The following is a 14,239-nucleotide window of genomic DNA, read 5'->3' on the forward strand; positions in this document are numbered from 1 at the left end:
TTCCCACTAGCATCTAATCCTTCAATTTTAAAAGTACCTAATTCTGAAATCTTGTCATAAGCATAGAACGAATAGGTGCCTGTTGCAGGATTAATCGCACCGCCTGTATATACATTGCCATTAATCGTCACTCGGAAAGATTTCACGTCTCCAGTGTAAGTTCCTATAATGTTTTTATCTTTTCCTAGTGTGAAATCAGTAGTTGTGATTGTTCCAGTTCCTGGAGGATTTGGCGTATTGTTTGCAACAATCGAGCCTATTTTAGTATCCAGTACTTTCCCACTAGCATCTAATCCTTCAATTTTAAAAGTACCTAATTCTGAAATCTTGTCATAAGCATAGAACGAATAGGTACCTGTTGCAGGATTAATCGTACCACCTTTATATACATTGCCATTAATCGTCACTCGGAAAGATTTCACATCTCCAGTGTAAGTTCCTATAATGTTTTTATCTTTTCCTAGTGTGAAATCAGTAGTTGTAATCGTTCCACTAGTCGCAACGGCTGTAGCTACAGCTGTAGCTGCTGGACTTGGTTTCCCATTAGCTCCAGTTTGTGTCGCTGTATACATATCTCCTGCTTTAGCCGGGTCTACGTTAAAGGTAGCTTTACCTGTTGCGTCCGCTATTTTCGCTGTTTTTTGTCCATCTGGTGTCGTTAATGTGATGGTAGCTCCTGGTACACCTGTTACGGTTACTTTTGTATCGCCTGCTTCAACAGGGGAGATAACAGGTTTTGCCAAGGTTGTATCTTGAACCGTTACTGTAGCTACTGGGCTCACATTACCATTTGTTTTGCTCGTTTGTGTAACCTCAATCACTTTTCCACTTGGTTGTTTCGGAATTGAAATATTGAAGTTACCTGATGCATCTGCTGTGCCTGTATAGGTTGCGCCATCAATTTTAACTGTTACCGTGTTACCAGGAACAGCTTTACCAGTAATTGAAGTATCCGTATCTTTTACAGTATTTGGTGTTGGGGCATCTGGTGTTGAAGTATCCACTACCGTATAAGTTGCCGCTGGACTTGGTTTGCCATTTGCACCTGTTTGTGTAGCGCTGTACACATCATCGATTTTAGCAGGGTCTACTGTAAAGATAGCTTTTCCAGTCGCATCTGCTAGTTTAGAACTGCTTTGTCCGTCTGGTGTCGTTAATGTAATGGAAGCTCCTGGTACACCTGTTACGGTTACTTTTGTATCGCCTGCTTCAACAGGAGAGATAACAGGTTTTGCCAAAGTTGTATCTTGAACCGTTACTGTAGCTACTGGGCTTACATTACCGTTTGTTTGGCTCGTTTGTGTAACCTCAATCACTTTTCCACTTGGTTGCTTCGGAATTAAAATATAGAAGTTACCTGATGCATCTGTTGTACCTGTGTAGCTCACGCCGTCAATTTTAACTGTTACCGTATTACCAGGAACAGCCTTACCAGTAATTGAAGTATCTGTATCTTTTACAGTATTTGGTGTCGGGGCAGCCGGTGTTGAAGTATCGACTACTGTATACGTTGCCGCTGGACTTGGCTTGCCATTTGCACCTGTTTGTGTCGCTGTATACACATCATTGATTTTGGCAGGGTCTACTGTAAAGACAGCTTTTCCAGTCGCATCTGCTAGTTTAGAACCGCTTTGTCCGTCTGGTGTTGTTAATGTGATGGTAGCTCCTGGTGCACCTGTTACGGTTACTGTTGTATCACCCGCTTCAACAGGAGAGATGACAGGTTTTGCCAAAGTTGTATCTTGAACCGTTACAGTCGCTGCTGGGCTTTTATTTCCATTATTTGGATTTACTTGATACACATCAATAATAGTTCCAGCTGCTTGTTTAGGAATTGTAATGGTATAATTCCCATTGGCATCTACCGTACCAGAATAAGTTGTGCCTCCAAGTGTGAATTCAATTTTATTTCCTGGAACTCCTTTTCCAGAAATGGTTGTATCTAGGTCAGTAACCGGGTTCACTATTGGTCTGCTTGGCGTAGTATTATCTTTTACTTTTGTGCTAGCCGCAGATGATTGGGTACCAATTGTCGCTGTCGCGGTAAGTGTATCATTATATTTTTGTGGTGTAATAGTGAAGTTGTAAGCACCAGTTGCACTTGCTTTTCCAGAAGCAATCGTAGTTCCTGCACTGTTTTTCACAACAACATTAGAGTTAGGTTCAGCTGTACCACTAACAACTGTGCTAGTCGTGTATACATCTGTTATAGTTGTCGGTTGCAACGGAGCTTGTGTAACCGTTGTGGTAGCAGATAATCCAGTTGCATTATCAGTTGCTTTGACAATAGTTCCACTTGTTTGTGCAGGGATACTAATATTGTAAACTCCACTTGAATTTGCTGTACCTGTTCCAAGTTTAGTGCTACCAGCATAAATATCTACGCTCGCATTAGGCGTTGCTGTACCAGTTGCTGTTGTGCTTTTCGTATTTAAAGGGTTAATCGTTATGCCAACCGCATCGATATCAACCAAGCTTAAATTAGAGAAACGAACAGTTCCTGAATTTGCTGTTCTAAAAGCGTTAAGATCAACTGTAGTCTGCGTGGTTTGCGCTGTAAAACTCAATGTATACGCTCCAAAAGTAGAAGACCATCCTGCGCCAGATGATGCAAGAGGAGATTCTGTCGCTAGGCTCGTACCTTTAAAAATCATTACGTTATATAACCCATTTGACATATTAGTTGTTGTATATTTGAATTCATAACGATGTCCTGGAATAGTAGTAACTGTTTGTACCACTGATCCTGCTGGTCCATTATCCATGGTTCTATTCAACCAAACATCGATAGAACCGTTGTTATTCGGTTTAACCGCCATAGAATTTTCTTTATATCCATTGATATAGTACCATTGATCAGCTGTGCTGTAGTCATATGTTCTACTCGTGTTGATACCCACATAGGCATCCGTATAAATTCTATAATCCCAGTTTCCAATTCCATTAAACTCTGGATTCTTTAATAGATTTGTTGAGGTTGCTCCTAATAAAGAACTGTTTAAACTTGTTTTTTGAGCATCGCCCTCCGCAGCTTTTGCGGTTAAAACATTAAATGGCATACTCGTTGCAAATGTCGAAGCAATGACAGTTGCTGTAATAGCACCAATCGCTACCCTTTTAAATTTTGATTTTGTCACAATTGTATCTCCTTTTAATTTAATTTGATAAGCTAGAAATTCCTAGAATAGATTTTAAAATTTCATTTCTAAGGAGGCTCTAGACGGCTCTTTAGGCTTATCATTCATTTACCCCCTTTCATCAGAAATTGCAATTCCAAATGAGCCCTTCCTTTTTTTATGAATTAAAAATTCTTCATGCTTTAGCTCCCTACAAATTTTTTTAAAAGTAACATAACTAATGCCCATGTAATTTATTAAAAGGCCATGGTTAAGTGCTTTAGGTAAAAAAACGTAGTCTTCTGAAGTATATTTAATTTCAGTCGCCAAACTTCTGAGCATGGCTTCTACTCTATGTTTAGCTTTTTTTTGATAAAAATGAAGGTGTTCAACTATTATTTTTTCAATATTCCGATTAATGAGATACAAAAACATCCATCCTTCTTGCAAGCTCATTAGTGCTTCAATGACTTTATTTTTATTAAATTCGATGACATTTACCTTTCCAACGGAAGTAAACGTAAAAGAAGTAGTGTCTTGAAATACAATATTTTCTAATCCAATAAAATGACCTGGGCCCAAAAAAAATAAAATTTGTTCTTCGCTAGTAACCGAAACCAAACCATCTTTTATAAAATAAATTTTTTCATCGCTTTTATCTGAAACTAAAATTTGACGATTAGCAAACTCGACTGCTTCACTTTTGATAAACGAGTCTTTAATTAAAAATTCTAAAAGAGCTGTTTCATTAAAAAGTTGAGTCACTTCCTCTTTGGAATATAAATTTGCAAGTATATCCATGTTTTCCTCCTTTCCGTAACTTCTGTACCCATTTTAGAGTTATTCTCTCTATTTTGAAAGATAGGTTACAGATATGATTTTAAAAAATATATTGTTTTTCATGAACATTTTGTTACGTTTTAGAATAATACCTAGTTTACCACTAAAAAATAGCGTTCATATTTAGCTTAATTTCAAAATTAGCGCTAAATATATCGTTTTTTTTATTTTTGAAAGTAATTTAAAAAATAAAGCGCTTAAATAGCTAAATGTGAACATTTTATGAAAGTTTCAAAATGCCGCTTTGTCATAATTAAGATATATTTTTAGAATTAAAACATCCGTTTACTACCAAATTTGAAAGATTACGCCACTCTATATTAGGGTAAATAAACTTAGATGAGTCATTAAAGGAGGAGCAATTATGTATTCAAAAAATTTTCTAAACGACTTCAGTAATTTTGAATATACTATGAACTTATTAAAGCGTCATAAATTATTTAGCCAAAAATGTCACCAGATAGAGCTTTTGGAAGGTCGACAGATTGAATTTGATATATATACACCTAAACTATATTTTATTCAAGAAGGGTATACAAAATTAGCTATACAATATGGTGGTGTTCCTGTTTTCATATTTTTATCTAAGCGGGGAGAATTCCCCTTCTTACGAGTTAGAAAAGAGGTAATGACAGATACAAAGTTTACACTCCAAGCATTATCCAAATGTATTCTATGGGAAATTGACCGCGAATTCTTTTACAAAGTTATTCAAATCGAAGACCCTAGAAATATTATTTTAATGAACTACCAAAACCGCGTTGCCAGAACATCTATCTTACAAATTATCATGAATTCTCTTTCCGCACATCAAAGAATCTATTATATGTTGCGTTTTTTAGGAGAAAAATTTGGTATTCAGCAGGAAAATGGAGAAATTGAATTACCTGGATTTCTAACATATGAAAAATTAGGAGAGTTAACAGCCGCATCTAATTCCAGCGTTTCAGGAGTGCTAACTGAATTAGTTAAAAAGGATATTATATCTGTTAAAAGAAAACGATGGGTTTTAAAAAAGCCAACTGCTCTTGTGACCGACATACCTTATGGCTTCTCTCTTTTAGTTTAAATGTATGATATTTATTTCCAACCGAATGATAGATTACATTTTTTATGAGTATTGTCTTTAAATAAAAAATAGACCGTAAGCAAAAGTAAATAAATACTTTGTTTACGGTCTTTATACTATATTTTTAGTTAAACCAACCTTTAACTCCGTCGCTCACATACGTTCCTACACCTTGGAAGAAGTCGCCAACTGAACGCATGCTTTGCGTGAACCAGCCTGCTTCTTCTACGCTTGTGGCTGTTACGACTGGTATTGTTAGGGCTTTGTTTCCATCAACATAGCCTAGGCTATCACCGTTTTTGAGAGCAATTGACATTGTCCCTACGTCTGCTCCTTTTTTGACAGGAGCATCAATCGACTTTTCTTTGAGAATCGTTTTGGTGTCTAATTTGACGTCGGGAATAGAAACGGGCACGACTAGCTTGGCCTCCGTTCCGGTTACAAGTCCAACTGTATCTTCCTTACCTTTAGACACGGGAATAGTTTTAGGATCCTTTACTTTGGTTCCAGCTTTTTGCACTTCTTGTACTTTAAAATTGTTGAATGCGTAGTCGAGCATTTTGTTTGTTTCGTCAAAGCGTGCGCTATTATGTTGGCCCGCCCCGTTTCCACCGTTTGCGTGAAGGACTACGGTAATGACGCGCATATCATTTTGGACGGCTGTAGCGGTTAAGCACATGCCTGCGTAATCAGTTGTCCCTGTTTTAAGGCCGTCAACACCTGCACGACCATAAATTAGGCCTGGTAAAAGCCAGTTCCAGTTTGTCATCGCAATACGGTCGGAAGTCCCTGGGCGGAAATCCTTTTTCGTAATGCTTGCGGTTTTTAGGACTTCTGGATAATCTTCGACGAGATGCTTCGCGAGTTTCGCCATACCACGCGCGGTCATCTGATTTTCATCTTTGTTTGTTCCAACTTGTTCCATACCTTTTAAATCTTCATTGTTTAAACCAGTGGAATTAACGAACTTGTGCTCGCCAAGTTTTAATTCATTCGCTTTTTTGTTCATCATATCAACAAACTTACCTTCGGAACCGGCGATTTTTTCAGAGAGTGCAATAGCCGCACCGTTTGCGGAATAGATGGCCATCGCTTCATATAATTCTTGGACGGTGTACTCTTCACCTAGACGGAGGGGTACGTTTGAAAGAGATGTATCTTGCGAAATTTTATGTGCATATTCAGAAATCGTAACTTTATCGTCCCATTTTAATTTTCCATCATGGATTTGTTCAAGGAGAATGTATTCATCCACCATTTTCGTCATGGACGCAATTCCTAGTAATTTATCGGCATCTTTCGAATATAAAATTTTTCCCGTGCTTTCCTCAATCGCAATTGCTGCACTTGCATTTACGTTTGGGGCATCTGCCGCCTGCACTAAATTTGGACTCATAAATAATCCACTAATGGCTACTGTTCCAGCCATTAAAATTGCGCCCAGTTTTTTTGTAAAATTCTTCACTCTACCTTCTCCTTTATAAAACCACTGGTAAGCACCAGTTTTTTCTAAAATTAAAAACATACCATTTTATTTTATCATGAATCCCCCGTAGCGTACACCAACTATAGACTTATCTATTATTTTATTATCGGCAAAATGACACAGGACGGATGTTTGGCATCGTGAAAAATAATTTGATTGGCAGAAGTGCTTGTCACTGTATCAATAAAGCTAGCGCCTGTGTTCGGGTTTGGATCAAAACGCGGGAAGTTGCTTGAAGATATCTCAAGACGAATCTGGTGTCCTGGAAGAAATACATTACTAACCGCCCATAAATCAATTGTATATTTTAAAATATGGTGCTGGACATCCTCCTCATAGACGCTAGACGCACGAATAATTCCATCTGCCAAATTGAACGCCGTTCCGTCCGGTGCAACATCCACCAGTTTGGCTGTAAAATCTGTATTCACTGCATCCGTTTTCGCATATAATTCCACAACAATCGGCCCCGTCACTTCGAGCGCCTCTTCCATAGGGCTTGACGTATAACACAAAATATCCCGGCGCTCTTCAAGCGCTGACTGATCTTTTGGCCCGTCAACCTGAAGCCCTTTGTGGAGCGTACCGCCGCCATTTGATGGCACTGGATTTTCAGGATTATACGTATAAAAATCTTGCGTTTTATCCTCCACTGGCAACCGAATAGAAAGCCTGCCGTCACCATTTCGCGTGTTTGCCGACCCGCCGCTTGTCAAATAAAACGGCGTAAAATGTGTATTCTCAAGCGGCCAATTTTTTGCAGACCGCCATTCATTCGCCCCCATCGCAAAATATTCAACCGCAGGACGCGGCGACTCATTTTCACCCTTCAAATGATGATCAAACCATGCTAGATGTAATTTATGCATACTTGGTCCGCTAAATTTATTTGCTGCCGACCCAAAATCCCGATTTCCAATATACTGTGTGAAATTTGCATGCGTCCACGGCCCAATAATCAGTTTATCTCCCAAACCACGTTCATGCCCGTTTTTAAAATTTGCAATGGTTTTATCTAAAAAGCAGTCGTACCAACCTGCAATATGTAGCCCCGGTACATTGACACGTGCATAATGATCGCGTACCGTAATTTCGTTCCAGTGCGTATCATCTGCGCGAAGCGAGAGCAATTCCGAAAAATAATTCATCGCTCCTGTTTGAACAATCGGCGGCCACTTTTTATAAGGCTTAAAATGGTACCAAGAATTAATATTGTCTAAATTACACATTACTTCTTTCAAAAGTTCAGTTTGTTTTGGTGATTTTCCTCGCACAATCATATTCGGCAGCATTGACTCTAAATTCCATGTTTCCCACATACCAAGTTCAAGCGTCCCGTTATGGTCATTAAATACATCCGTCATACTATTTTGTGCCATGACTGGTGCGATAGCCTTTAGCTCAGGGGCTCCGCTAATCGCAGCAAGCATTTGCGTGTAACCATAATAAGAAAGACCGAACATGCCCACTTCGCCGTTTGCATATGGTAGGCTTGCCGCCCACTTAATCGTATCAAACCCGTCTGAAACCTCAGCAACATAAGGTACAAATTTCCCCCCAGAAGAATAGCGACCACGCACATCCTGCACAATGACAACATAGCCCGCCTCCGCCAAAATTTCTGCTCGCATAAAGTTCAATCCGTATTCCTTGCTGTAAGGCAGCCTAGTAAGTAAAACTGGATAAACCCCTTCTTCTGGGCGGTAAATATCTGCCATAAGTGTAACCCCGTCACGCGTTTCCATAGCAACATTTCGTTCTAAAACAATCCGTTTTGATTCCATTTTAAAACCACCTCTCCTTCTTATTTTTTCGTAAATTGGAAAAGAAGTCAAAAAAGAGGCTTTTAGTTTGCTAAAAACCCCTGTAAAAACATTGTAATTTTAAAAAAACAAATTGGAGGCTGAAAACTTTCCAATTTGTTTTTACATTTTAAACGGTTTCTTGTTCTTTTCGTTCAGATGCTTGATCAATGGCGCGGAACATTTGGTTGTAACGTTCCTCGTCCTCTTGATTATCACGTACTACTTTCGCTACTGTGAAAGCAGAAGAAATAAGTCCTACAGCTCCCATTAGATAATACCCTTTTACCATCAACGGCTCTTTTAGTGTCACTAAACCGATTATCATGAGTGCCAAAAATGTCACAAAAGACCCCCATGCTAACAAGACAAAAGCCGGTGAATTTCGATAAGCTTTTCTTTTCATATCTCTATTCTCCTTTTTTATAAATTCCCTTCTACAACACTATAACACAGAAACCACTGTATATATGTGACAACTTTTCTACATTTTTAGGCATAAAGACACGGATTACCTTGCAAAATATTTAATCAGCAATAAATGTCTTTGTTTCTTCACTTTCATATACAACCACTTTGTTCCGTCCAGTATGTTTGGCATCATAAAGCGCTTTGTCAGCGTATTGGTAGAGCTTGTTTAGTTGCTTTCTGCTTTTTCCGCCTGTTGCGATACCGATAGAGATAGTTGTTTGAATAATTTCACTTGAGCTAAGCGTTATTGGATGTTCTTGGATAGCCAACCGAATTTCTTCACCAACTTGGCGAGCTACTTCACTAGGCGCATTGGGTAGTAGGTAGCAAAACTCTTCGCCGCCAACCCGAAAGAGATTACTAGGCTCTTCTACCTTTACTTTCATCGTCTGCGCAATAGATTGGAGTACGCGGTCACCTGATGCGTGCCCATACGTATCGTTTACTTTCTTAAAAAAATCAATATCCATAATAAAAATTGCGAGCGTCTCAACTTTTGGATTTTTCGCGAGTTCTTTTGTGCGGTTGCTAAATGCCCGAACATTATAGAGTCCGGTCAAAAAATCACGATACGCATACTCAACTTCTTCGCGAAGCAGGCGACGCGTTGTTAGCATATCATTGATAAGGAACTTGATGCTAAAGAGTGCAACGAAGGAAACGACAAAAATACTCCCCCCGATTAAAAATACAAATGACTGAAATCCGTAATAAAGGAAAAGTGTGGTGGTGTAAATTGTTACGCCTATCGTATTTAAAATTAAAAATGATTGAATTTGATGCCACTTACTTTTTCTAAGTTTTACAGCTATAAAAATAAGTGGGAGTGCAACGACTATTGTGCAAAAAACGCCAAATAACGATGCTTCGTTTAGTCCGCCTCCAATAAAAATTCGGATACCACAAGCGACAAGCGCGGTTAGAAGCGCTGGCGAAGCACCGACATAGTAAGCAAGTAACATAAAAACAATAAAGCGTAAATCCACTTGAATCCCACTTGGCAACTTAACGGCAAAAAACATCAGCGCAAAATTTGTAATAGAAGCAACTAGAACGATATAGCCTCGCGTCTTCCAAGTCAGACTCAGTTTTTTTTCGTTTGGGATTACTTTATTGATAATATAACAACCCGTAATTACAATAAAAACATTGGTCAGTGACGCCATCACAATTTCAATTAACATACTTTTTCCTTCCCATAATGGATTTCTACTTTTATTTTACCAATTCGTTATTTTTTTGTAAAATTTATCACAAATAAATCTAAAGAAATAAGAGAGAATGTTTCACATGAAACATTCTCTCTCTTATTTATCCAATTTTAGTTTAGCTAAAGCTTCAGCCATCGGATTATTAAATGGTTCGTCATCTTGTTTATTTTGTTGTTTCATATACTTTGCTACATCTTTTTTAGAAACATTTTTATTTTTCTCTTTGCCACGACGATCATTGAATGCGCTTAGTTTCTCGCGATATCCACAGGTACCACAAACAAAAATTTGTTTATCTCCTTGCCCTTTTAATTCAAGTTTTTTATGACAATTTGGGCAGCGGGCATTAGTCGCACGCGACAGTGATTCGCGGTGCCCGCATTCTCGGTCTTGGCATACTAGCATGGTGCCACGCTTACCTTTAACCTTCAGCATTAACTTGCCGCAGTCTGGACATTTTTGTGATGTGACATTATCGTGCTTAAACTTGCGGTCGTTTTGCTTGATTTCCAAAACAGCTTTCTTAGCGTAGTCACGCATTTCACTTGTGAATTTTTGTTCATTCAATTTTCCAGATGCAATTTGCGATAGCTTTTGCTCCCAAATAGCCGTTAATTCTGGAGATTTTAAATCAGACGGAACTAAGTCCAATAATTGGCGTCCTTTTGATGTAATTTGAATTTCTTTTCCATGTTTTTCCAAAGAGAAGCTGTTGAAAAGTTTTTCGATAATATCTGCACGTGTTGCTACTGTGCCAAGTCCGCCTGTTTCACCGAGTGTTTTTGCTAAACTCTTGTCGGAAGTCGCCATATATTTACTTGGGTTTTCCATTGCTGAAAGTAGTGTCGCTTCATTGAATCTTGCTGGTGGTTTGGTTTTTCCAGAACGAATTTGAACTTGTCTGACAGAGATTTTGTCACCGACTTTCATTTTTGTTACTGTGTCCGCCTCGTCATGACGTCCAGCTACCGCTTTCCAACCAAGTGACTTCACTACTTTTCCTTTTAAAGAAAAAGCAACTTTTTCTATTTCCGCTTCGACACTCGTTTCCTCATATACATAAGGTTCAGAAAGCACTGCTAGAAAGCGTGTGACGACAAGGTCATAAATTTTTCGTTCTTTATCCGATAAATCGCCAAGTGACACGGTTTCCTCAGTTGGAATAATTGCGTGGTGATCACTAACTTTGCGGTTATCAACAAAAGACTTATTCGCTTTTATGCCTTTCCCGATAATGCTTCGGGCAAATTTCGCATATTCGCCCACCCCACAACCTTCAAGGCGCTCTTTTAAAGTAGGAACGATATCATCCGAAAGATAGCGCGAATCTGTACGTGGGTAGGTCAACACTTTATGACGCTCATATAAATTTTGCATTAAATTTAGCGTTTCTTTCGCTGAGAAATCATAGCGCTGGTTCGCGTCGCGTTGAAGTTCAGTTAAATCATACAATCCAGGTGAAAAGCTTTTTTTCTCTTTCACTTCAACACTTGTCACATTTAAGTCAGCACCACGTAAATTTTTTAAAAGCGTTTCGACTCGCTCCTTATCAAAAACTTGTCCCTCTTTCCAAGCAAAAGTACCATTTTCCGTGACAGCTTCAAGCGTATAATGCTCCCTCGGCTTAAATTTTTGAATTTCTTCCTCGCGAGCTGCAATCATGGCAAGCGTCGGCGTTTGAACCCGCCCACAAGAAAGTTGTGCATTAAATTTTGTTGTCAAAGCTCGTGTTGCATTAATCCCAACAACCCAGTCCGCAACCGAACGAGCAACTGCTGAGTGGTAAAGATTTTCATAGTTTTTTCCAGGCTTTAAATTTTTAAAGCCTGCTCGGATTGCCTTATCTGTCACAGATGAAATCCACAAGCGCTTAACGGGTTTACGAACTTTCGCATAATCAAGCACCCACCTGGCAACAAGTTCGCCCTCGCGCCCCGCATCAGTCGCAATCACAACCTCCGAGACATCCTTTCTAAGCAAAAGTTTCTTCACCGTCTCATATTGCCGACGAGTCTCCTTAATCGGCACTAACTTCATTTTTTCGGGTAAAATGGGGAGATCTGCCATATCCCAGCTCTTAAATTTTGCGTCATACATCTCAGGATCTGCCAGCGTAATGAGATGCCCAAGAGCCCACGTCACAATATACTTATCGCCTTCCAAAAAACCGCTCTTACTATTTCCACGCGCATGTAAAACGCGTCCAATATCCTTACCAACAGAGGGCTTTTCAGCAAGCACTACCGTTTTTGTCATTCTACATTCACTCCATTTTGTTCATTTTGTAAAAGTGTTAAAAATTCAAAGCCGTATTTTTCCATCTTAACCGCCCCAACACCTTTAATTTTCAACATGTCCGCTTCATTTTGCGGTAAAAATTGGCACATCTCACGTAGCGTTTCATCAGAAAAAATGATATACGGTGGCACCTTATCGCGCACAGCAAGCTCTCGCCTTCTCTCGCGCAACGACTCAAATAACGTCTCATCCACATCGAGAATAACACGCGTCGCCTGTTTGGCCTCTTTTCGCATAACAATTAGTTCCGATTTCAATACCCGAATGGCTTTTTCCGTCAAATAAAGTGATGGAAATTGTCCATCAGCCGGCTGCAAATATTTTTCCGCCGTTAAATAGTCGATGAGTTGCAAAACATCTTTTTGTGACATGCCCTTCATTAAGCCATGCGTACTAAGCTTGTCAAAATGCCATTGCTTCACTTTTTGGTCTTTCGAGCCAGTTAAAACTTTAGCTACGAGTACTTTTCCAAAGCGCTCACCCATACGTTTCACACAAGAAAATACTTGTTGCGCTTGAACCGTAATATCTTTTTCCTCACGAGTATCCAAACAATTACTACATTTCCCGCAGTTTTCCTCGTCCTCACCGAAGTACTGAACGATATATTTTTGCAAACAAATCTCTGTATACCCGTACCCCGACATTTGCCGCAGCTTGCGATATTCATTTTCCTTTCGCTCATCTTTGAGCTCTGACTGTTCAATCAAAAACTGCTGAATATGCGTATCTTGCGGCGAAAAAAGCAAAATGCAGTCACTTGGCACTCCGTCGCGTCCCGCACGCCCTGCTTCTTGATAGTAGGCCTCCATGTTGCGCGGAATGTTATAATGCAAAACAAAGCGTACATTCGATTTATTAATCCCCATGCCAAATGCATTTGTTGCTACAATCACTCTTTTTTCGTCAAAAAGGAAAGCATTTTGTGTCTCATCACGCTCCAAATCACTCATGCCCCCGTGATACATCCCAGACGAAACGCCATTTTTATTTAAAAAACCTGCAATTCGTTCAACTTCTTTGCGTGTGGCAGCATACACAATGCCCGATTCACTACGATTTTCTGCCAAATAATCTAACAAATATTTATCCTTATCTTGGCCTTTTACGACTTGAAAAGCTAAATTGTCCCTAGAAAACCCTGTTTTGATCACATTTCCATTTTGAATGCCGAGCAAATTGCAAATATCCTCAGAAACGTCTGGCGTTGCGGTAGCTGTCAAAGCGATAATGAGTGGTCTTTCGTTCATATCATTTAAATAGTCACACAATTTTAAATAGCTTGGCCTAAAATCATGTCCCCACTGTGAGATACAGTGTGCCTCATCAATTGCAAAAAGGGAAATCTCCATTTCATTTAAAAGATTTTGAAATTGTGGTGTATCTAATCGCTCAGGTGCAATATAAAGCATTTTAAGGTTTCCAGTCCGTGCCAAGTTTAACCTTTCATTTACTTCCCGAACAGATAATGTACTATTTATAAACGTCGCCGAGATCCCCGCCGCACGGAGCGCATCGACCTGATCTTTCATTAGGGAGATAAGCGGTGACACAACAATTGTTAGCCCATCAAACACTAGTGCTGGAATTTGATAGCATAGTGACTTTCCGCCTCCTGTTGGCATAATCGCAAGTGTATCTTGCCGATTTAAAAGCTGTTCAATCGCTTCTTTTTGTCCCGAGCGAAATGACGTATAGCCAAAGCTCTTTTGTAAAACTTCTTCTGCCTGTTTGAGCAACACATACGCCTCCTTTTTCGTATCTAGTCTATTTAAAAGTGTAACATAAAATAGGCAAAATGGATAATCGCGAAAAAGTTATAAAACCTTGTTTTGACCTGTAAAAAGGCATGAAAAAACCAACGTGGAAAAAGGGAGGAAACCACGTTGGTCAAAAAAGGGAGTTTTGGGATTTTCATTTAAAAGGGGAAAAATGAAAATGTTTTG

The 14,239-nt window shown here is 39.3% G+C and carries 9 protein-coding genes; 1 reads left to right on the top strand and 8 read right to left on the bottom strand.

What is annotated here, in order from left to right; all coding sequences use genetic code 11:
- Both R8923_RS08895 and R8923_RS08900 read right to left on the bottom strand, forming a co-directional pair.
- A partial coding sequence (locus tag R8923_RS08895; RefSeq protein WP_485872433.1) for an Ig-like domain-containing protein occupies positions 1-3,137 on the bottom strand: 3,137 nt, incomplete at its 3' end.
- A 108-nt stretch (positions 3,138-3,245) separates the two neighbouring features.
- Complete coding sequence (locus R8923_RS08900; protein ID WP_485872434.1) at positions 3,246-3,917, bottom strand: Crp/Fnr family transcriptional regulator; 672 nt, start codon at positions 3,915-3,917, stop codon at positions 3,246-3,248.
- 403 nt (positions 3,918-4,320) lie between these two features.
- Here R8923_RS08900 and R8923_RS08905 point away from each other — a divergent pair, with 403 nt between their 5' ends.
- Positions 4,321-5,025: a Crp/Fnr family transcriptional regulator gene (locus R8923_RS08905; protein ID WP_485872435.1), complete on the top strand. Its 705-nt coding sequence runs from the start codon at positions 4,321-4,323 to the stop codon at positions 5,023-5,025.
- A gap of 124 nt (positions 5,026-5,149) precedes the next feature.
- Here the strand turns inward: R8923_RS08905 and pbpD1 are convergent, their stop codons facing one another.
- The 6 genes from pbpD1 to recQ form a co-directional block, all read right to left on the bottom strand.
- A complete protein-coding gene (pbpD1, locus tag R8923_RS08910) occupies positions 5,150-6,490 on the bottom strand; it encodes a D-alanyl-D-alanine carboxypeptidase PBPD1 (RefSeq protein WP_485872436.1) in 1,341 nt (446 codons plus the stop codon).
- Between the two features lie 116 nt (positions 6,491-6,606).
- On the bottom strand, positions 6,607-8,295 hold the full coding sequence (locus R8923_RS08915; protein WP_485872437.1) for a CocE/NonD family hydrolase: 1,689 nt from the start codon (positions 8,293-8,295) through the stop codon (positions 6,607-6,609).
- A gap of 148 nt (positions 8,296-8,443) precedes the next feature.
- On the bottom strand, positions 8,444-8,719 hold the full coding sequence (locus tag R8923_RS08920) for a YiaA/YiaB family inner membrane protein (RefSeq protein WP_485872438.1): 276 nt from the start codon (positions 8,717-8,719) through the stop codon (positions 8,444-8,446).
- 121 nt (positions 8,720-8,840) lie between these two features.
- On the bottom strand, positions 8,841-9,968 hold the full coding sequence (locus tag R8923_RS08925) for a diguanylate cyclase (RefSeq protein ID WP_485872439.1): 1,128 nt from the start codon (positions 9,966-9,968) through the stop codon (positions 8,841-8,843).
- 123 nt (positions 9,969-10,091) lie between these two features.
- On the bottom strand, positions 10,092-12,251 hold the full coding sequence (locus R8923_RS08930) for a DNA topoisomerase III (RefSeq protein WP_485872440.1): 2,160 nt from the start codon (positions 12,249-12,251) through the stop codon (positions 10,092-10,094).
- Positions 12,248-14,032: a DNA helicase RecQ gene (gene recQ, locus R8923_RS08935; protein WP_485872528.1), complete on the bottom strand. Its 1,785-nt coding sequence runs from the start codon at positions 14,030-14,032 to the stop codon at positions 12,248-12,250. The genes R8923_RS08930 and recQ overlap by 4 nt, the downstream gene beginning before the upstream one ends.
- Between the last annotated feature and the right edge of the window lie 207 nt (positions 14,033-14,239).

Origin of the sequence: Listeria tempestatis (assembly GCF_963575625.1) — a bacterium.
GTDB classification, from domain to species: domain Bacteria; phylum Bacillota; class Bacilli; order Lactobacillales; family Listeriaceae; genus Listeria; species Listeria tempestatis.

Coding starts and splice junctions, on each gene's coding strand:
- R8923_RS08915 (WP_485872437.1), bottom strand. CDS start 8,295: ATGGAATCAAAACGGATTGTTTTAGAACGAAATGTTGCTATGGAAACG.
- R8923_RS08900 (WP_485872434.1), bottom strand. CDS start 3,917: ATGGATATACTTGCAAATTTATATTCCAAAGAGGAAGTGACTCAACTT.
- R8923_RS08920 (WP_485872438.1), bottom strand. CDS start 8,719: ATGAAAAGAAAAGCTTATCGAAATTCACCGGCTTTTGTCTTGTTAGCA.
- R8923_RS08905 (WP_485872435.1), top strand. CDS start 4,321: ATGTATTCAAAAAATTTTCTAAACGACTTCAGTAATTTTGAATATACT.
- R8923_RS08930 (WP_485872440.1), bottom strand. CDS start 12,251: ATGACAAAAACGGTAGTGCTTGCTGAAAAGCCCTCTGTTGGTAAGGAT.
- R8923_RS08925 (WP_485872439.1), bottom strand. CDS start 9,968: ATGTTAATTGAAATTGTGATGGCGTCACTGACCAATGTTTTTATTGTA.